Genomic DNA, 20,539 nt, shown 5'->3' with positions numbered 1-20,539 from the left:
AGAGGGAGAAGACGGAGAAGAGGGGAATTCACTCACCCCCCAGGTCTACCAGGGACACCTCGGGGTGCCGCGCCGCCTCCTCCCCCGCACGCCCGGCATCGCTCACGGCGGCCAGCAGTCTCACATGTCCCCGCTCTCCCATCCGCACCGCAAGCGCGGTCAGTTCGGCCGTCTGCCGCGCGTCCAGGCCGCGGTCGAAACCGTCCGCCAGCACCGTCAGCGCCTGCCGCGCCGGAAGCACCTCCTGGGCGGGATCCATCGACAGCACGCCCGGGCCCGTCAGCAGCACCATGCACAGCGCGGCGTAGCGCAACTCCCCGTCGCCCAGGCACTCCAGGGGCGTGCGTACGGAAGCGGGAGCAGGGGCGGTGGTGGAAGCGGGGGCGGTGGTGGAAGCGGGGGCGGTGGTGGAAGCGGAGGCGGTGGTGGAAGCGGCTGGGGCCATGGCGCGGCCCGGCTCGCGGGCGGCGTCCCGTACGAGGACCGCGCGCACACGCCCCCTGTCGTCCCGCTCGTGCGAGACGTCGGCGATCAGATCCTCGACCGGACCCGCGCACCCGGCGCGCAACGCCTCCACGAGATAGCCGTGCCGCACCGAGCACTCCGTACGCGTGCGGCGCAGCACGGCAGCCAGGTTGTCGCAGCCGCCGCGCAGCAGGGTGTCCGCCGCGGGCACCGGGTCGCGCATCGTCTCCGGGCGCGGATCGCACGCGAAGACGGAACGGAGCGCCACGACCACCTGCTCGGCGGCGGCCAGCACCCGGCGCTCCTCCTCCGTGCCGCCGGCGACTCGCAGCGGCAGCTGGGCGGTTGCGAGCCGGTCGGCCGGCATACGGGCACGCGTGGTGCGTCCGGCGCCGGCGCTGTGCCACTCGGCGCGGACGGCGGCCCGCACGGGGTCGCGCAGGGCCGTCGTCAGCAGCGTGCGGCCGCCGGGAAGGGACAATCGCTCGCCGGCGACGAGCAGTTGGGGCTCGGCCTGCACGGCGAGGTCGAACCGCACCGCCCCGGCGGGTCCGTCGACGGTGCAGCCGAGGCGGAAGCCGCGCCGTCCCTCGCCGTCCGGCCGGGAGCGGTGGGGAACGTAGGCGCTCGCGCCGCCGGACGCACGGCCGAAGACCTCGCCCAGGGCCTCGCCTCCGCCGAGCCTGGCCAGCGCCTCATAAGCCTCCAGCGCGGCCGACTTGCCGCTGCCGCTCGGGCCGCTCAGCAGCGTGACCGGGGCGAGCGGGACGGTGCGGTCGCGCAGCGTGCGGAACGCCGCCAGATGCAGCGCGGTGACCACGGGTGTGCGTAACGGGCCTGCGGCTGCGGTCTGTTGGGAGTCGGAGTCGGCCGGGGCGTGCGGTGCCGCGTTCGCCGCGCCCCCGGAGCGGTTCTTCGTTACGTGCATGCCGGGAAGGTAAGCGGTGCGGGGGCGGCGAACCGTACTGCGACCCGGCCCTCGCCCGAACGAGCTACGCATGGCGGCCCGTCCCGGGCGCGGGCACCGCTCCGCCGGTTGCGAACGCGAAGCCGTGGAGGGCCTGTTGACGGAGTGACGGGAGAGGGCGGGAGACGTGAGCGGCACGTGAAGGCTCTTCACGGCAGGTCGGCACCGCGGGCGGGGCAACGGCCGGCGACACCCCGCGATCGGAGCCGAAACGGGCCCGCGGTGTTCCGGAAATCGCGTCGGCAATTTTCTCTCCGACTACGCCGGAAATCCTTCAAGAAAGTCGCCCGCATTTGCCGGTATTGCACCTGGCGACGAGCCGGAAATGGATCACCGAAACATGATCCAGAAGCGCTGGCTTTATCGAATCGTGATCCAAAAATTACGCGCCGGTACGTACCCACGCGCGCGAGCCTGCTGCTATTTCTGAGTTGTCCTGTTCTCATCCCCCACCTTCGGAGAAGACAACTTCATGCGCTCGTTGAAGCTGCTGTTCGCCGCATTGCTCGCGACGGTGGCCATAGCCTTCGTCGCTCCGGGATCACAGGCTGCCGCGGGCAAATATGTGGCGCTGGGCGATTCCTACACCGTTGCCGTAGGAACGCGGAGCTACGACGATCCGGACGACGCCTGCCGGCGTGGGCCCGCTTCGTACCCCAGGCTGTGGGCCGCCGCTCACCCTGAGGTCGGTTTCGTGGAGGCGGCCTGTTCCGGCGCGACCACGGCCGACGTCATGAACACGCAGGCCGGTCAGCTGACCCCGGACACGTCCCTGGTGACGATCCAGGTCGGCGGCAACGACGTCGGATTCGTGGACGTGCTGAAGAACTGCATCCTCACCGCGGACGACGCCGACTGCATAGCCGCGGTCGACACGGCGAAGGCCGCTGCGAACAGCACGCTGTCGCCCGCGCTTTCGAAGACGTACGCCGCCGTGCGTGCGGCGGCTCCGTCCGCGAAAGTCATAGTCGTCGGATATCCGCGCCTTTACACAATTGGAGGTGACTGCGGCATTCTCGGCCTGAGCGACAAGGAGCGGTCCGCGCTGAACTCCGCGGCCGACACCCTCGCCGAGGTCACGGCGGCGCGTGCGAAGGAAGCAGGTTTCACGTTCCTGGACGCGCGTCCCGTTTTCGACCCCCACACCATCTGCTCCGGCAACGATGAATGGGTCACCAGCCTGGAGTGGGACAAGCTCAACGAGTCCTACCACCCGAACGTCGAAGGACACCGGGACGGCTACCTCGCCGCGCTCAACCCGCTCATGGGCTGACCGGGCACACGGCCCGGGCACAGCGCCGGGCAGCACGCCGCCGCCGGGCGGGAATGTGAAGGGCGTCCGCCACACCGGCGGGCGCCCTTCACCTGTGCGCTACGGCTCCGACGGCGCCCGAATTCCCCTGCGGGGGGCGGGAGTTGCTGCCGCGATTCCCGCGCGGGCACGGCACGGAAGTCACCCCTCGCGCGGCGAAGGGTTCCGTTCCGGTGTGCGCGCCCGTGCGTCGGGAGGTACGTGCGGCGAGGGGGCGGCTCCCTCGACGGGGTCTTTCGGCCTGGCGGCGAACGCGTCCCAGCCGCCGGGAGGGGTGGGCGTCTGCGCGGAACCGGGCTCGGTTCCGGGCGTCTGCGCGGGACTCGTTCGCCGCGGCAGCCCCTCGGCGGCGCCGCCGTTCACCCCGGCGGGACCGCCGGAACCGTTCGGGCTCTTCGGGCCCGCACCGAAGGCGCCGGTCCCGGCCCCCCGAGGTCCCGGCTCAGGTGCAGGCCCCGGCTCGTGCGCAGGGCCCGGTTCATTCGCAGGGCCCGACTCATGCGCAGGGCCCGGCTGTTGCTGCCATCCGGGGGCGCCGCCCGGCGCCGCGCCGTGGAGTGGCTCCCGTCCGGCACCGCCCGGCGCGGGCGCTCCCCCGTTCCCGGGCCCGGGGGCCGGGCGGCTCTGGCCCGTGCCGTTGCCCGGCGCCTGCGGCCGGTCGCCGGGAGCACCGCCCGCCACACTGTTCGCACCGTTCGTGCCGCCGCCCGCCACGCCGTTCGTGCCACCGCCCGCCACGCCGTTCGTGCCACCGCCCGCCGCGGCGTCCGTGCCCGCGTGGGCCGACCCGTCCGGGGAGCCTGCCCCCGTACGGGCGGATTCCGCCTTCCCCTCTCCCACGAGCATCTGGGACGCGGCGAGTTCGCGATACAGGCCGTCGCGCTCGACCAGCTCCTCGTGGCTGCCGAGCGCGCGGATCTCGCCGTGTTCCATCACCACGATCTGGTCCGCGTGCGTCACCGTGGAGAGCCGGTGCGCGATGAGGATGACCGTGCACCGGCGTGCCGCCTGGTCGACCGCCTCGCGCAGCGCCTGCTCGTTGCGCGCGTCGAGCTGCGCGGTGGCCTCGTCCAGCAGCAGGACCTCCGGTTTGCGCAGCAACGCCCGTGCGATCGCGAGGCGTTGGCGTTCGCCGCCGGAGAGGGAGACGCCCCGGTTGCCGACCTCCGTACGGAGCCCGTCGGGGAGGCGTGCGATCAGCGCGTCGAGCCGCGTCACGCGCAGCGCCTCGGCGATGTCGGCCTCGGAGGCGTTCGTCGCCGAGTACTTGAGGTTGTCCTCCAGCGTGCCCGCCATCACCGGGGAGTCCTGCTCGACGTATGCGATGCGGCGGCGCACCTCCGCCCGGCGCATGCTCTCGATGTCGACGCCGTCGATGATGATCTGGCCCGCCGAGGGGTCGTAGAAGCGCTGGAGCAGCGCGAACATGGTGGTCTTCCCGGCGCCGGAGAGCCCGACCAGCGCGGTCTGTGTGCCGCCGGGGATGGTGTAGGAGATGCCCTTCAACGCCGAGCCGCGGCCCGGATAGGAGAAGCGCACGTCGCGGAATTCGATGGTCGGCGGCCTGCGTATCCCGGCGGCCCGCGCGCCTACGGCTTGCAGCTTCATCGTCGAGGCGGGGCTCCCGGGCGGGCCCGCGCCGCCGTCGGCGGCGTTCGGATGGCCGTTCATGCGGGCGTACGGATGGCCTTGCGCCTGACCGTGCCCGTGCGCCTGTCCGTGGCCGCTCAGCTGACCGTGGCCCTGGCCGTGCGACTGGCCGTGCGCCTGCCCGTCGACGTGTCCGCCCGCGGGCCCGCCCGCCTGCGGATGCCGCGGCATGGCCGCCTGCTCCCCCGGCTCCTCGTCGACGTCGGCCTCGACGGCCATCCGCTTGATCTGCTCGATGCGGCCCACGGCGCCCAGACCCTGCTGGAGCATGCCGAGCCCCGCGACGAGCGAGCCGATGGGGCTCGCCAGATAGAAGACGTACAGCAGGAAGGCGATCAACTGCGGTGTCTTCAGGTCGCCGTTGGCGACGAGCGCACCGCCGACCCCGAGCACCGCCAGGAACGCCGCCTGGATGGAGACACCGGAGAGGATCTTGACCAGCGCCACGTACTTGGCGCCCACGAGGCCCGCCTTGTACGCGCCTTCGATGGCGCGGTCGGCGACCTCCGTCTCGCGGTCCTCCGCGCCGTTGGCCTTCACCGTGCGGGCGGCGCCGAGCGTGCGGTCCAGCGCCGAGCCCACCGCGCCGATCGACTCCTGTGCGCGGGCGACGGCCTTGCGGATGCGCGGGAGGATCCCGCCCATCACCAGGCCCACGGTCACCAGCACGCCCACCGTCACACCGAGCAGCGGCAGGTGCACGATGCCCATCAGCACGCCGGCGCCGACGATGCTCAGGAGGCCGTTGGCGATCATGATCAGGCCCTCGGTGGCGGCGTTCTGAAGCAGCGTGCTGTCCGAGGTGACACGGGCGATGAGGTCGCCGGGCGGACGCCGGTCCAGCTCCGGTACGCGCAGCCTGATCAGCCGGAACACCAGGTCCTGCCGTACGCGCCGCACCACGCGCTCCGAGGTGCGCTGCTGCCACCACGACTGGAGCCCCGTCAGTCCCGCGCCCGCCACCACGAGCGCGCCGAGCAGGATCACCGGACCTTTGACGTCGCCGCCGTCCGCGAGGGAGGAGAGCACGTCCTGTGCCACGAGCGGCTGCATCAGACCGGCCCCGCTGGAGGTGAGCACGAGCATCAGCGTCGCGAGCAGCACGAAGCGGTGGGGACGGGCGTACCCCATCAGCACCCGCAGCGGCGCGCGCTTGCGGTGGTCGATGCGCAGCACGCTGGCCCGCGGGTCTCCGGGCCGGTCGGGCGGCGTCGGATACTGCGGTGGCGGAGCCTGGGGCCGGGAGCCCTGGAGGAACCCGAAGGGCTCGTGGGTTCCGGGAGCCGTCGTCATGTGAGGTCCTACAGGTCGCTGGTCGCTGGTCGGTCGCTGTCGGACGAAGGTCAGCCTGCCGCCCGGCAGTTCGCCGGCCGTGCTGCGATACGGACGAGGTGCTCGGCGGCGGTCCCCGTGCCGCCGGCGTCGCGGAGGGAACGGCCGGCCTTCTCGGCGGCGGCACGGTGGCCCCCGGCCGGATCGAGCACCGCTTCGACCGCGGCTCCCAGCCGCGCCGCGTCCACGCGGTTGAAGCGGACCCGTACTCCGGCGCCCGCGCCGACGACCTGGCCCGCGACGATCGGCTGGTCGTCGCGGATCGGCGCGACGACGAGGGGTACGCCGTGCCACAGCGATTCGCACACGGTGTTGTGGCCGCCGTGGCAGACGACGGCGTCGATGTGGGGAAGCAGTTCGAGCTGCGGCACGTACTCGCGGACCAGCAGCCCGCACTCCTCGCGCAGCCGCGCCGTAAGGCCGCCGTCGAGCAGCCCGCCCGGGTCGGCGACGACGCCCTGCACGGAGTCGCGCATCGCCTCCAGGGCGGTGACCGCCTCGCCGAAGAAGCGTCCGCCGGCGTCGGCGTTGGCCGTGCCCAGGGTCACAAGCACCTTGCGGCGCGCGGGATCCAGCTCCTCGTACGGGAAGTCGCAGCCGGCCTGCCGGGCGGCGATCGCCGGGCCCACCAGCCGCACGCCGTCCCACGGCAGCGGGCTCTCCCCGAGGAGGGCGCGGCCGGTGAAGGCGATGACGCCGTGCGGCGAGAAGCGCGGGTCGTCGCTGCGGCCGGCGTCGCCGAACTCCTCCCGCAGTGAGGCGAAGATGCCCTTGAGCCAGGCGTCCACCTTCGGCATCGAGGACAGCGGATCGACGAGTTCGGCCGAGGTGGTCACCGATGTGACGTACGGGATGCCGTGCCGCTCGGCGACGAGCGCACCGGCGACGGCGTGCTGGTCCGCGACGACCACGTCCGGGCCGAAGGCGCGGACCGCCGCGTCGACGCCGGGCGCCATGAGCCCGGCCAGCGGCGCGAAGAAGTCCTCCCACAGGAAGCGGAAGGCGGCGGGTCCGGTCAGCTGGGGCGGCCTGCGCAGGCCCGCGTCCGGCATCCGCGTCTCGTGTACCTCGGCGCCGTCTCCCGCCAGGCGGCGGATCTGGTCGCCGTACCCGGCCCAGGCCACGTGATGGCCCCGGCGGCCGAGTTCGGCGGCGACCCCGAGCAGCGGGTTGATGTGCCCGACCAGCGGGGGGACGACGAAGAGGAAGCGAGTCACCGTACGGCCTCTGCCAGTTCGTGCTCTGCCAGTCCGTGCGCTGCCGATTCGTGCTCTGCCAGCTCCTGCTCTGCCAGTCCGTGCGCTGCCGGTTCGTGCTCTGCCGCGCGGTCGCCGGGGTGCTCCGCCGGGCGTGCGTCGTGGTGCTCGGGCAGGTCGTGCTCGCTTATCCACTCCAGCAGCAGCTCGCGGGTCTCCTTGGTGCGCTCCACCAGTACGGAGTGCCCCTGGTCCGGGAGCACGACCGTACGGCAGCGCTCCAACGCGCTCTCGAAAAGCGGCACTTGCTCGACGAGCCCGGACTCCTCGCCGAATATCGCCAGCACCGGGCAGGTGATCGCCGACAGGTCGTCGTCTATGACGCGTCCGCTCCAGACCTCGGCGCCCAGCGTGGTGGAGTTGAGGATGCGGCCTGCGATGCGCGAGAGGCGCGCGGTCTGCGCGCCGCGGTTCTCCTTGATCCAGTCGATGACCTCCTCGTGCACCAACTGCTCCTTGGCGAGGGCGAGTCCCTCCGCCATGTGCTGCGTCCACCGCTGGACCGGCGGCTCGGCCTCGATCAGGGTGAGGGTGGCGATCCGCTCCGGATACCAGGCGGCGACGCCGGCGGCGACCGTGCCGCCGAACGAGTTGCCCACCACGTGCACCTGCCGCCGCTCGCCGAGCGCGTCCAGCAGGGCGACCAGGTCGTCGACGAAGCACTCCACCTGGTAGCCGGACGGGGGGCGGTCGCTGCGGCCGTGCCCGCGCAGGTCGTACATGATGACGTCGATGCCCGCCGCCGCGAACGCGGGCCCGAGCGTGAAGTAGTAACTGGCCAGGCTGTCGGTCAGCAGCCCGTGCACGAACACCACGACAGGCGGCTCCCCCTGCCGCCCTTCCCTCGCTGCCGCGGGAAGGTGCTGCACATGCGTGGTGATGTCTCCGGTGCGGATCTTCATCCGGTATCAGCCTGCTTCCGTGGCGCGCAGCGACGCGACGACGTAGTCCACCAGCTGCCCGACGGTGAGCGCGATGATCTGGTCGAGTTCGAGGTCGGCGACGAACTCGGCGAAGTTGACGCGGTCGCCGTAGTGCTCGCGCAGGGAGCCGGACAGCTGCACCAGGTCGATGCTCTCCAGCTCCAGGTCCTCGTGGAAGGTGGTCTCCCGTCCGATCTCGGCCTCGTCGAAGCCGTACTCTTCGAGCAGTTCGCGGAGCATGCCGGCGATGTCCGACAGCACGGCCCCCGGATCGGTTCCGACCCGCGCGGGGTCGTGCCCCGGCTGCGCAGGTGCGACGCCGGTCGCGTCAGTGGTCATCTCGCACTCCTGATTCCTCGTGGGCGGCCGTCCACGCGACCACATACCGCCGCTCGGGCAAGCCCGGCGGATTCGTTGTTTCCCGGACCCGCACCTCGTACGAGTCGCCCCCGTGACGCACCTCGAGCCGGCCGGTGTCCGCCGCTACGACCTCGTAGTCGGACGGACGGCCCCGCAGACCGGTGCCGAGCAGCTTCGCGACGGCCTCCTTCGCCGCCCAGAAACGCGTGAACCAGGCGTCCTCGCCGTCCGGGGCCCCGGACAGACCGCGCAGCAGGGCGAGTTCACGCGTCCCGCAGGACGCCTCGACCGTGGACGACGGCCGGGCGATGACCTCTTCGACGTCGATGCCGCACGGTCCGCGCCGGGCGATGGCGACACCGCACTCGCCGCGGTGGGCGATGGAGACCGTCAGCTCGCCGACGCCGCGCCCGTGCACGCCCCGTACGAAGGGCCTGCCCTCGTCGTCGTTGTGCACCGCCAGCTCCGCCGGATAGACGTCGCCCTCCCCCTCGGCCCACAGCAGTCCGCGCACGGCGTCCTTCGCGGCGATGCGCCCGAGCAGGAACTGCCTTCTGCGCAGGGGAGGAAGCCCGGCGTACCCCTCGCGCTCCGCGCCGCCGAGCATGTTGCGCATGATCAGCTCGCGCGTGGCCAGGTCGGGCCAGCGCTCGTGCACCTGCGACCAGCCCTCGGGGTGCTGCGTGGAGAGCGTGTTGGAGCCGGGGAAGCGGTCGACGGCCCGTATGCCGGGGTCGGTGTCGAAGCGGCGGTCGGTCCAGCCGGTCAACTCCGCCCACACGCAGCCCTCGTGGAGCAGCTGCATGTCAGCGGTGAGCGAGGTCTCGGTGACGCCGGTGATGCGGATCGAGCACGTCAGGCGCTCGCCGACGCCGGGTTCGGGGCCGTGGAAGCGTATCCGGTCGATGCTCACCGGGAAGACCGTCGTACGTTCGGTGAGCGTCGCCATGATCCAGTAGCCCAGCAGCTGGCCGACGTTGTCCAGCAGCGAGCCGGGCGCCTCCGGCGCGGTGAGCACCCCGCGCACATGGCGGTCGCCGATGGCCGTCAGCTCGCTCACGCCCTGGAAGCGCGGCCCGTGGAACATCCACCGCTCCGTGTAGAGCTGCTCGGCGCGCATCTGCGGCACCCGGTCCGCGGACGGGTCCACGGGCCACGGCTCCGGGGGCACCTCCCGGACGGAGTCCGGAGGAGCGTGGCGCGGTGCGACGGCGACGACGGCGCGGGACGAGCCGGTCAGCTCCACCTCGACCTCGCCGGGTGCGATACGGCGCACGGCGACCGGAACATCGTGGGCGGGCACGGCCTCGATCCACTTCAGCAGCCGCACGTCACGCAGCCCGACGGCGCGCATGCCGGGCACGGCCAGCTCGGCGATCTCCATGATGTGCCGGATCACGGTGGTCGCGGGCACGATCGGCCAGCGGTCGGCGACCTCGGGCCAGCCGGGCCGCTGCCGGAAGAAGCAGTGGTCGAGCAGGTACGGCATCTCCTCGACGCCGACGCGCAGCACCGACGGCACGGACGGCGACGGCGGCCCGGCGGCCGGGCCTTCGTGGCGCGGAGGCCCCTCGTGACGCGGAGGCCCCTCGTGGCGCGGGGGTTCGGGCGCGGCGCCGAGCGGCCGCGGGCCGACGGGCGGGTGTGCTTCGTCGGCGGGCCTCCGTGGCCGCGGCACCTGGTGCGCGGGGCGTACGGGACGTCCGCAGCGGCGGGCCCCGGCGTCGAGCACGTCGGCGGCGGCCGACGCCGTGTCGCCGAGCAGCGCGGCGAGTTCGGCCGCGAGCTGGTCGCGGGCGCTCGCCTGCTCCAGCCGGGCGACGGAGGCGGCCGGGGCGGACTCGGCCGGCGCGGCGGGCGAGGCAGGTTCGGCGGGCGAGGCCGGGGCCCCGGGGTCCGGTGCGTGCGGTCCCTGAGGTGCGTTCGCCGTCGCGGGGCCGGCCGCGTCCGAGAGGCTTCCCCGCATCCTCTCCGGCAGCGACAACAGCGCCCCGTCGAGGTCCAGGCGTATCCCGGGCCGTGCCGGCGGCGTACGGCGGGAAGCGCCCTCCCCCGTCGCGGCGCCCGTGTGCCCGTCGCCGAGCAGGGGCACGACGTCCGGTTCGGCGCCCTCGACCCACAGCGCGGTGACGACGCGGCGCAGCTGCGCGAGGCTGTCGCGCGTGCCCGCGTGCGCGGAGACGACCAGCCGGTCGCACCCGGAGAGCGTGTCGTCGATGAGCGAGCCGAGCTGTCCGGCGCCGAGCTGGATGAACGCGCGGTGGCCCGCGTCGTACATGGCGAGGATCAACTGCCGGAAGCGCACGGGCTCCAGCAGATGCCGTACGAACAACTCCCGTACGTCGTCCGGGTCCTCGGGATAGGGCGACGCGGTGGTGGCCGACCAGACGGGCGTGGTCTGCGGATGCAGCCGGTAGGTCTCGGCGGCGCCGCGGATCGGCCCGAGGTAGGGGGCGAGCATCGGCGTGTGGAAGCCGGAGCGGAACGGCAGCACCTGCCCGATCACTCCGCGCGACCGCATGCGCAGCACGATCGCCTCGACGGCCTCCTCGGGGCCGCAGATCATCGACTGGTTGGGGGCGTTGTCGTGGGAGAGCACCACGTCGCCGCGCCCGTGCAGCTCCGCGAGCACCTCCTCGGCGGGCATGCCGAGCACGCCGAAGACGGCACCCGGCACGCGCAGCGCGTCCGGGTCGAACTGCGCGAGGAAAGCGTCGACTTCGTCCGCGGCGTGTATCCCGCCGCACGCCATCGCCGTCCACTCGCCGACGCTGTGGCCCGCGACGGCGTCGGGGACGACGCCGAGCCTGCGCAGCGACGCGTCGAGGATCCTGCCCAGCTGGAAGACGGCCGCTCCGTGCCGGCCGACGTCGCCGACCTCCGCGTCACGGCCGAGGGAGAAGTCCAGCCCGAACCGCTCCGCCAGCCTCTCCGCCCGCGGGTCGAACTCGGCCTCCAGGCCCGGGAACACGAACGCGGTGCGGCCGCCGGCGGCGCCCAGTATCGGGCGCGGGCTGAACCACACGTCGCTGCGGCCCGGCCACGGAAGGCCCTTGGCGACCGCCTTGCGTGCCAGCTTCAGGCGGCGGGCCGTGGGATCGACGATGCCGAGCCGGCAGGGTGCGCTCACGGAGGCGCGCTCGTCGATGCCGGCGGCCAGCACGGAGGCGTCGTCGCGGTCCAGGAGGTCCGCGAGGGCCTGCGGCCCGTCGGCGGCGAGGCGCAGCACGCGCTCGGGCTCGGCGACGGAGGCGGCGGCCACGGGCGCGGACGCCGGCCCGGGCGCGGCGGCGTCAACGGCCGGGGCGGAGGCGGCAGTCGAGACGGCGGACTCCGCGGACTGCGCGGACTGCGCGGACTGCGCGGACTCGGCGGGCCCCGACGCCGCCGGGGCCGCCGCCGTCGCCGCCGGTCGCTGCGCCGGCTGCTCCAGCACGACATGGGCGTTGATGCCGCCGAAGCCGAAGGCGTTGACGCCCGCCCGGCGCGGCCCTCCGCCCGCCGGCTCCTCCCAGGGGTGTGCCCGGTCGAGCGGCGCGAAGCGGGTACGGGCGAGGCCCGGGTGCGGATCGTCGCAGTGCAGCGTCGGCGGCAGCACGCCGTGGTGGACGGCGAGGGCGGCCTTGATCAGCCCGGCGACGCCCGCTGCGGGCATGGTGTGCCCGATCATCGACTTGACGGAGCCGATGGCCGCGCGCGGACCGGCTCCGCTCTCCTCGTACGGGCCGAACACCTCGGCCAGCGTGGTCAGTTCGGCCTCGTCGCCCGCGGGCGTGGCGGTGCCGTGCGCCTCCAGCAGCCCGACCGCCCCGGGGGCCAGCGGATCGAGCCCCGCCGCGTCCCACGCCTGGCGCACGGCCCGCACCTGGCCGCCGGGGTCGGGGTTGAACAGGCTCGCGGAGCGGCCGTCGCTGGCCACTCCCGTACCGCGGATCACGGCGTAGACGCGGTCGCCGTCGCGTTCGGCGTCCTCCAGCCGCTTGAGCACCACGACGCCGGTGCCCTCACCGATCAGCACGCCGTCAGCGCCGCGGTGCAGCGGGCGTATCCGCTCGCTGCGCGAGAGCGCGCCGAGCTGGCTGAAGACGGACCACAGGGTGATGTCGTGGCAGTGGTGGACGCCGCCGGCGAGCATGATGTCGCAGCGGCCCGCGTCAAGTTCGCGCACCGCGTGGTCGACGGCCACGAGCGACGAGGCGCACGCGGCGTCGACGGTGTAGGCGGGGCCGCGCAGATCGAGCCGGTTGGCGACCCGGGAGGCCGCCAGGTTCGGCACGAGCCCGATGGCCGACTCGGGCGCCTCGGGCCCGAGTTGCGCCGCGAACGCCGAACGCACCTCCTCCAGCCTCTCCTCGCCCAGCTCCGGCACGAGTTCGCGGAGTGTGCGCACGACCTGGTTGCTCGTACGCACGCGCTGGTCGAGCCGTACCAGGCCGGGCGTGAGATAGCCGCCCCGGCCCAGCACGACCCCTGCCCGCTGCCGGTCGCCCGGCAGCACACCGTCCCCGCCGGCGTCCTCGATGGAGCGGTGCGCCACATCGAGGGCGATCAGCTGGTCGGGCTCGGTCCCGGGCACCGAGTTGGGCATGATGCCGAACCGCATCAGGTCGAACTCGGCGGTGTCGTCGATGAATCCGCCGCGCCGGCAGTAGACGCGGTCGGCGCGCCGGGGCCCTCCCCCGGACTCCGTCCGGGGGGACCCCCAGGCCGCGTAGAACTCCTCGTCCCAGCGGCCCTCGGGCACCTCGGTGATCGCGTCGACGCCGCCGACGATGTTCTCCCAGTAGCGGTCCAGATCGCCGGCGCCCGGGAACAGAGCGGCCATGCCGACGATCGCGACCGGTGCGCGGGCGGGCGTGGGGGCGGACACCGCCGTCACCATCCGGATGCAGCGGCGACGACCGCGTGCACCGTCGGCGCTCCCCATGCGAGTTCGCGCAGCAGGCTCAGCGGCCCCTCCTCGGGGTCGATGAGCTTGATGCCGCGGGCCGCGTAGGAGCGCATCAGCTCCGGAGTGACCATGCCGCCGCCGGTGGCCGGTCCGTCCGCCGGCGCCCAGGGGCCCCAGTGGACGGTCAGACCGCGGCGGTCCTCGGTGGACCAGCGCCTGGCCAGCTCCTCCAGGGCGTCGTTGGCGGCGGCGTAGTCGGCCTGCCCGCGGTTGCCCAGCGCGCCGGCGATGCTGCCGAACAGCACGGCGAAGCGCGGCGATTCGGGCAGCGCGCCGAGCGCGTCGAGCAGCACACGGGCGCCGTCGGCCTTGGTGGCGAAGACGCGGCGGAAGGACTCGGGCGACTTCTCGGCGATCAGCTTGTCCTCGATGACGCCGGCCGCGTAGACGACTCCGTCGAGCCTGCCGTGCTCCGCGTGCACCTCCTTCACCACGGCCCGTACCGCCTCCTCGTCGAGGGCGTCGACGGAGTGGTAGCGGGCCTGGCTGCCCGACTCCCGCAGGTCCGCGAGGGTTTCGCGGACCTCGCGCTCGGCGAGCACCGCGGAGACCGCGCGCTCGATCTCGGCGGGCGAGGTCATGCCGGAGCCGATGAAGGCGCTGCGCAGCTCGTCGCGTCCGCGGGCGGCGGCCGTCGCCGGGTCCTCGGCCTGCGGGGGCGCGGGGGTGCGGCCCAGCAGTTCGATGCGGCAGCGGCTCGCGGCGGCGACCGTGCGGGCGAAGCGCGCGGTGATGCCGCGGGCGCCGCCGACCAGCAGCAGCACCGAGTCGCGGTCGAGTCCGGCGGCAGCCGCCTCGGCGGCGCCGTCGCCGGCCGGTCCGGCGCCCGCCGCGGCGACGGCGCCCAGATCGGTGGGGGTGAGCCGCAGCGCACGGCGGCGTCCGCCCTCGGCGAGTACGACGGGCTCGCCCTCGGTGGCGCCGAGTTCGGCGACGAGGACGCGGGCGACCGTCTCCGGGTCGTCGTCGGCGCCCACCTCGACGAGGGTCGCGGCGGTCTCCTCGTACTCGCGGGAGACGCTGCGGAAGAAGCCCCGCAGCCCGGACGCGGCGCCCTGGGCTCGGCGGTCGGCCGCGAGCAGCCGCTTCGGGCCCGCGGCGAGGACGCCCTGGAAGAGGGGGAAGGTCTCCGGGAGCGTGGTGTCCGGCGACTCCAGCGAGTGCAGGTGGATGACGATCTCGCCGATGTGCTCGGGGAGCCGCTGCCCCTCGGGCACGGTCTGCGGCAGCGCGCCCGCCTCCCGCAGCCGCTCGGCGACGAGGGTGCCCAGTGCGCCGCCGCCGAGCACGGTGACGGCGGTGCCCTCGGGGATGGCGGGCGCGGGCGGTGCCGGCAGCTCGGTCTCGGTGAACTCCAGCCGCTGCGGGGCCACTACGAGGGGGTCGGCGAGGGGCTCGGCGCCCGGGGCGGCCGTGGCGGAGGCTCCGGGGGCGGGGCTCGGCGCGGTCTGCGGGGGCTGTGCGGTCCGGTCGGTCTGCTCCTGGGCGGAGGAGCCGCCGCCGAGGCGTGCGACGAGGAGTTCCGTGATCCCGGCGGCCGTACGAGCCGAACTCAACTCCTCCACATCCACATCCGAACCCACCGGCAGACCCAACCGCACCGCCAACTCACCGGCGATCTCAGCCCGCTTGATCGAATCCACACTCAGATCCGCCTCCAGATCCAAGCCCGGCTCGATCATCTCCACCGGATAACCCGTACGCTCCGCCACCACCGACAACACCGACTCCAACACCGCATCCGCCGACAACACAGCCGGACCAGAAGCAGAAGCGGAGGCAGCGGCGGTGGGCGGGGGCGCTGTCGTTGTCGCTGCCGTGGAGCCGACGCGTGCGACGAGGAGTTCCGCGATCCCGGCAGCCGTACGAGCCGAACTCAACTCCTCCACATCCACATCCGAACCCACCGGCAGACCCAACCGCACCGCCAACTCACCGGCGATCTCAGCCCGCTTGATCGAATCCACACTCAGATCCGCCTCCAGATCCAAGCCCGGCTCGATCATCTCCACCGGATAACCCGTACGCTCCGCCACCACCGACAACACCGACTCCAACACCGCATCCGCCGACAACACAGCCGGACCAGAAGCAGAAGCAGAAGCGGCAGCCGACGCCGCGGCGGGAGCGGAAGCAGCGGCGGTCGGGGGCGCGGCAGCGGTGGACGGGGCGGCGGCGCCCGTGTTCGCCGGGGTCGCGGCGGAAGCCGCGGCCGGCAGCGTGGGCGTGACGGGGAGCGCGGACGGCGCCGGCGAATCGGCGCCTGGAGCGGGGGGAAGTCCGGCGGCTCCCAGGTATTGCAGCAGCACGTCTCTCTGCGCTGTGACCATTTCCCTGCTGGTGCGCAGGAATTCGGCGATGAGAGCGTCCGGACCGGACAGCGGGGCGCCGTCCTGGGTGGGGGGTTCCGGCACGATCAGCTCCGTGACTGGGCGTGGGGGACGAAGGGCATTGGGCGGAATGGTGCCGTCGGCGAGACGGACGAGTTGACCGTCCACGGTCCAGCCGGCGGGCTTGCCGGGGGTGGTGCTCTCCGGGTCGACGGCGTCCCGCCCCTGGTAGAGCTTTCCGGTTCGCACGTCTGCGCCGGCGACGGCGAGTTGTGCGACACCGGCGAGAAAACCGTACAGTCCTCCGCGCCCGGCGTCCTCAAGTGTGACCGTACTGTGTGGACGATCTCCCAGGATCTCGGAGACGAGCCTGGTGAGGACCTTGCCGGGGCCGACCTCTGTGAAGACCCTGGCTCCCGCCGCGTACATGGCCTCGATCTGCTCGGCGAAGCGGACCGGCGATCCGATCTGCCCGGCGAGACCTGCGCGCACCGCGTGGGGGTCGGTGCCGTAGGGCTCGGCGGTGGAGTTGGCCCAGACGGGAAGCCCGGGGGCGTGGACGTCCATCGACTCCAGCGTCCGCGCGAACTCCTCCCCGGCGCCCGCCACGAGGGGGCTGTGGAAGGCGCAGGCCACCTGGAGCTGCCTGGCCGACAGTCCCGCGTCCCGGAGCCGGCCGACCGCCTTGGTGACGGCGTCCGTGGGTCCGGAGACCACGGTCTGCTTCGGGGAGTTGCGGTTGGCGGTGACGACCTCGCCGTCGAGTCCGGCGAGCGCCAGCACCTCGTCGACCTTTTCGGGTACGGCGGTGACGGCGGCCATGGCGCCCGCGTCGCCCTCGTCCGGTATCTGCCCGAGTATCGCCTCGGCACGAGCGGCGCTCGCGGTCAGCACATCCCGCGGGGAGAGCGCTCCGGCCACGCCGAGGGCGACGAGTTCGCCGTAGCTGTGGCCCGCCGCCATGTCCGGGCGGATGCCGAGCGAGGCGAGCAGGTCCGCGGCGGCGAGTTCGACGATGCCGAGGGCGGGCTGGGCGACGGCGGTGTCGGTGATGCGGGCGAGCTGGGCGTCGGCGGTCGCCTTGTCGTAGGCGGTCGGCGGGTACAGCGCGTCCGCCCAGCGCCTGCCCAGCTGGAGGTGGTGCTGGAGTTCGGGGAAGGCGACGAAGAGGTCCGCGAGCATGCCCGGGCGCTGGCTGCCCTGGCCGGGGAAGAGGAAGGCGACCGCCCCTTCGCCGGGCTCCGTTCCCCCAGCGCCACCGGCCGCGTAGATGCCGGCTGCCGGGTCGTGCACGCCGTCGGCCGCGCGGCGCAGCAGTACGGACAGCTCCTCGGTGCTCCGGGCGAGGAGGGCGATGCGCACCGGCTCGCCGCGCACGGCCGCGGAGTCGCTGACGCGGGCGGCACCGCGCGCGTGGTCCCGCAGCCGCCACACGTCGCCGCGCCCAGCGGCCTGCCCGGCCCGTGCCGTGCTGCCGCCCTGTTCGAGCTTCTCCAGGAGGCGGCGCACGGCACGTTGCGCCGCGGCGCCGTCCTTGCCGCGGAAGGTGAACAGCTCCACCGGCCACTCGTCGCTGGAGTGCACGGGTGGGGCCTGGTCGTAGGCGCGCAGCACGGCGTGGAAGTTGGTGCCGCCGAAGCCGAAGGCGCTCACGCCCGCGACGCGTCCGGCGGGCTCCGTGGCCCACGGCCTGGCCGCCGAGTGGAAGAAGAACGGGCTGCTCTCCTGATCCCAGGCGGCGTTGGGCTGCTCGATGTGCAGGGTCGGCGGCTTGACGCCGTGGTACAGCGCGAGCGTCGCCTTGATCAGCCCGGCGAGACCCGCGGCGCACTTGGTGTGCCCGATCTGCGACTTCACCGACCCGACGGCGCAGCCGCCGGGTGCCGCCCCGGCCTCAGTGAACACCTCGGTGAGCGTGGCCAGTTCCGTACGGTCGCCGACGACGGTGCCCGTGCCGTGCGCCTCGATCAGGCCGATCTGGGCGGGCGAGACGCCCGCGTTGCGGTACGCGCGGGTGAGCGCGGAGCGCTGGCCCTCGGGGCGCGGGGCGGTCAGGCCGAGGGCGCGTCCGTCGCTGGCGCTGCCCATACCGTCGATCACCGCGTAGACGCGGTCGCCGTCGCGTTCGGCGTCCTCCAGCCGCTTGAGCACGACGCAGCCGACGCCCTCGCCGAGCGCGATGCCGTCGGCGGAACCGTCGAACGTGGAGGAGCGGCCGGTCGGCGACAGGGCGTGCACGGAGGAGAAGAGGAGGAAGTCGTTGATGCCGTTGTGCAGGTCGGCGCCGCCGCACAGCACCATGTCGCTGGTGCCGGTGACGAGTTCCTTGCAGGCGACGTCGACAGCCGTCAGCGACGAGGCGCAGGCCGCGTCCACGGTGTAGTTGGCGCCGCCGAGGTTGAGGCGGTTGGCGATGCGGCCGGCGATGACGTTGGCGAGGACGCCGGGGAAGGAGTCCTCGGTCAGCCGCGGCAACTGCTCGTCGAGGGCGTCGGGCAGCTCACCGCCGAGGTAGGAGGGGAGCACGGTGCGCAGCACGCTCGCGTTGGACAGGTCGCTGCCGGCCTCCGCGCCGAAGACGACGGAGGTACGGGCGTGGTCGACGGGCCGCCCCTCGCAGCCCGCGTCGGCCAGCGCGCGCCGTGCCGCCTCCAGCGCCAGCAGCTGTACGGGCTCGATGCTGGCCAGCGAGGCGGGCGGAATGCCGAAGCTCAGCGGGTCGAAGGGGATTTCGGGCAGGAACCCGCCCCAGCGGGACGGGGTGCGCTCCCCCTCGCCGTCGGGCGCGTAGTACAGCTCCGCGTCCCAGCGGTCCTCCGGCACCTCGGTGACGCAGTCCTTGCCTGCGAGGACGTTGGCCCAGAACGCGGAGAGGTCCTCGGCGCCGGGGAACATGCCTGCCATGCCGACGATCGCGACCCGCAGCGGCTCGGCGGCCCCCTCTTCCTCCTGGCCCGGTCCGCCCTGCGGCAGGCCGAGTTCGGCGCGCAGCTCGCGTGCGCGCTCCCGCAGCCGTACGGCGGCACGCTCGCCGACGGACTCGTGCAGGGCCGCGACGGTCGTGACGTCACGGCGCAGCCGGCAGACCTCGCCGGCCATGAACATGCCCTCGTCCACCTGGCGTTGCTCGTCGACGCCGCGCAGCTCGGGCCCGACGCGTTCGATGCCCTTGCTCGCGATGCGCAGCCGGCCGACGTTGAACTTCTCCAGCTGCTCCCAGATCTCCCGCTCGGGCACGCCGGCCTGCCGCAGCCGCTCCTTGAGCGAGGCGAAGTCGGAGGTGAAGGCGCTGTGCGCGCACCGGGTGGCGTGTCCGGGCGCGGTCTCCAGCAGCGCGGTGCGCTCGGCGGCGACGACCTGCTGCTGGAAGCCGGGAAGGATGGCTCCCGCCTCCACGGCCTCTTCCGTGAAGAGGTAGGCGGTCCCCATCAGTACGCCGGTGGCGATCCCGGCCCGGGTGAGCGGCGCGGCCAGGGCGGCGACCATCGACGCGGAACGTTCGTCGTGCACGCCGCCGGCCAAGAGGACGGTCAGCTCACCGGCGACGCCGGGTCTCTCCTTGCCGGTGAACTCCAGCAGGATCTCGGCCTGCGCCTCCCACAGCGGGAAGCTGTTGCGCGGGCCGACGTGGCCGCCGCACTCCGCGCCCTCGAAGACGAACTTGCGGGCGCCCGCGGCGAGGAACTGCCGCAGCAGCCCCGGCGAGGGCACGTGCAGGAAGGCCGATATGCCCTCCGCTTCCAGTGCCGCCGCCTGCGCGGGCCGGCCGCCGGCGACGATCGCGTGCGTAGGCCGTATCTGCCGTACGACCTCCAGCTGCGCCGCGCGTATCTCCTCGTCGGCGAAGCCGAGTATGCCCACGCCCCAAGGGGCCTCGCCCAGCGCGGACCTGGTCTCCTCCAGCATGGTCCTGGTCTGCGCGGGACCGGCGAGCGCCAGCGCGAGGAAGGGCAGCGCACCGTCGGCGGCGACGGCAGCGGCGAACTCCGCCTGGTCGCTGACGCGGGTCATGGGGCCCTGGGCGACGGGCAGCCGGGTGCCGAGCGCGACCGCGCCGGGAGCGCCCGGGCCCAGTGCGGTGGCCGCCTCGTCGTCCTCCACGGCGGCGGCGACGGCTTCGCGAACGCCCCTTACGACGTCGGTCACGGTGGGCCAGCGGCGCGCGAAGGATGCGGCGAGGAAGACGTCCTGGCCCACGGGGAGGAACTGGCGACGCAGATCGCCGCCGCCGATGCGGGCGGCGAACTCCCCGGCGTCCTGGGGCAGTTCGGGAGCGCCGGGGCCGCGGCGGCGCAGCACGCGCATGCCGTGGTGCACCACGGTCTCCGAACCGTCGCACCCGGCCAGCGCCTCGGTGATCTCCAGCGGCAGCCCGGCCTCGTCGAGCAGCGCCAGCTGGGTGTCGAGCACGACGCCCGCCGCGCCGCCGGCGACGGCAGCGGCGGCGGTGTGCGGACCGATGCCGCCGCACGCCCATACGGGGATCCCGGCGGGCAGCGCCCCGGGCTGCTCGCCGCCGCGGTCCGCGAGCACCTGCTGGAGCAGCACGAAGGTGCTCGACTCCCCCGCGCGGCCGCCGCTTTCGGCGCCGCGGACGATCAGCCCGTGTGCGCCCGCGGCGGCGGCACGGCGTGCCTCGTCGAGCCCCGTGGCCTCGACGAGGACGCGCCGTCCGCCGAACTCCCCCGGCGATCGGGCGGGGTCGGCCAGCAGCACGGTATGGGCGGCCGGGGGCAGATCGCCGTCGGTGACGGCGCAGCCCGGCCGTATGCGGACGCCGAACGGACGCGCCGACCAGCGTTCCGTGCGCTCGAGATGCCCGGCGGCCTCGCGCAACGCGGTGTCCCCGGTGGGCAGTTCGAGCACTCCGAGTGCACCCGCCGCGCACGCGGCGGCGGTGAACCGAGGTGACGGGCGGTGCAGAGGGTTGATCGCGATGACCGGATTCGATCGCGAGGACACGTCGGACGCGTCCGTATCCAGCATCCTCATG

General features: G+C 73.7%; 8 protein-coding genes. 1 reads left to right on the top strand and 7 read right to left on the bottom strand.

Annotation, left to right across the window (positions count from 1 at the left end; translation table 11 throughout):
- Positions 1 to 28: 28 nt before the first annotated feature.
- A complete protein-coding gene (locus HCC61_RS30210) occupies positions 29 to 1,393 on the bottom strand; it encodes an ATP-binding protein (RefSeq protein WP_240968985.1) in 1,365 nt (454 codons plus the stop codon).
- Between the two features lie 511 nt (positions 1,394 to 1,904).
- Between HCC61_RS30210 and HCC61_RS14585 the strand changes: the two genes are divergently transcribed.
- A complete protein-coding gene (locus HCC61_RS14585; RefSeq protein WP_169135864.1) occupies positions 1,905 to 2,705 on the top strand; it encodes an SGNH/GDSL hydrolase family protein in 801 nt (266 codons plus the stop codon).
- Positions 2,706 to 2,885: 180 nt separating this feature from the next.
- Here the strand turns inward: HCC61_RS14585 and HCC61_RS30705 are convergent, their stop codons facing one another.
- From HCC61_RS30705 to HCC61_RS14555, 6 genes are all read right to left on the bottom strand, one after another.
- Complete coding sequence (locus tag HCC61_RS30705) at positions 2,886 to 5,687, bottom strand: ABC transporter transmembrane domain-containing protein (RefSeq protein ID WP_240968984.1); 2,802 nt, start codon at positions 5,685 to 5,687, stop codon at positions 2,886 to 2,888.
- A 50-nt stretch (positions 5,688 to 5,737) separates the two neighbouring features.
- Positions 5,738 to 6,943, bottom strand: coding sequence for a glycosyltransferase (locus tag HCC61_RS14575; RefSeq protein WP_169135863.1), 1,206 nt, complete (start codon positions 6,941 to 6,943; stop codon positions 5,738 to 5,740).
- Positions 6,940 to 7,884 (bottom strand): alpha/beta hydrolase, encoded by a 945-nt coding sequence (locus HCC61_RS14570; protein WP_169135862.1) that lies wholly within the window; start codon positions 7,882 to 7,884, stop codon positions 6,940 to 6,942. Before HCC61_RS14570 ends, HCC61_RS14575 begins: the two co-directional genes overlap by 4 nt.
- Positions 7,885 to 7,890: 6 nt before the next feature.
- A complete protein-coding gene (locus tag HCC61_RS14565) occupies positions 7,891 to 8,145 on the bottom strand; it encodes a phosphopantetheine-binding protein (protein WP_240969011.1) in 255 nt (84 codons plus the stop codon).
- Between the two features lie 88 nt (positions 8,146 to 8,233).
- Positions 8,234 to 13,135 carry a beta-ketoacyl synthase N-terminal-like domain-containing protein gene (locus HCC61_RS14560; RefSeq protein WP_346777197.1) on the bottom strand — a complete coding sequence of 1,634 codons (4,902 nt, stop codon included), beginning with the start codon at positions 13,133 to 13,135 and terminating at the stop codon, positions 8,234 to 8,236.
- Positions 13,136 to 13,140: 5 nt separating this feature from the next.
- Positions 13,141 to 20,538 carry a type I polyketide synthase gene (locus HCC61_RS14555; protein ID WP_169135859.1) on the bottom strand — a complete coding sequence of 2,466 codons (7,398 nt, stop codon included), beginning with the start codon at positions 20,536 to 20,538 and terminating at the stop codon, positions 13,141 to 13,143.
- Between the last annotated feature and the right edge of the window lies 1 nt (position 20,539).

Source organism: Streptomyces sp. HNM0575 (assembly GCF_012726265.1).
In the GTDB taxonomy this organism is placed as follows: Bacteria; Actinomycetota; Actinomycetes; order Streptomycetales; family Streptomycetaceae; genus Streptomyces.
This window is presented reverse-complemented; position numbering and strand designations above follow the sequence as displayed.

Excerpts from the sequence above, each read along its gene's own strand:
- HCC61_RS30210 (WP_240968985.1), bottom strand. The coding sequence starts at position 1,393 with ATGCACGTAACGAAGAACCGCTCCGGGGGCGCGGCGAACGCGGCACCG.
- HCC61_RS14585 (WP_169135864.1), top strand. The coding sequence starts at position 1,905 with ATGCGCTCGTTGAAGCTGCTGTTCGCCGCATTGCTCGCGACGGTGGCC.
- HCC61_RS30705 (WP_240968984.1), bottom strand. The coding sequence starts at position 5,687 with ATGACGACGGCTCCCGGAACCCACGAGCCCTTCGGGTTCCTCCAGGGC.
- HCC61_RS14570 (WP_169135862.1), bottom strand. The coding sequence starts at position 7,884 with ATGAAGATCCGCACCGGAGACATCACCACGCATGTGCAGCACCTTCCC.
- HCC61_RS14565 (WP_240969011.1), bottom strand. The coding sequence starts at position 8,145 with ATGCTCCGCGAACTGCTCGAAGAGTACGGCTTCGACGAGGCCGAGATC.
- HCC61_RS14555 (WP_169135859.1), bottom strand. The coding sequence starts at position 20,538 with ATGAGGATGCTGGATACGGACGCGTCCGACGTGTCCTCGCGATCGAAT.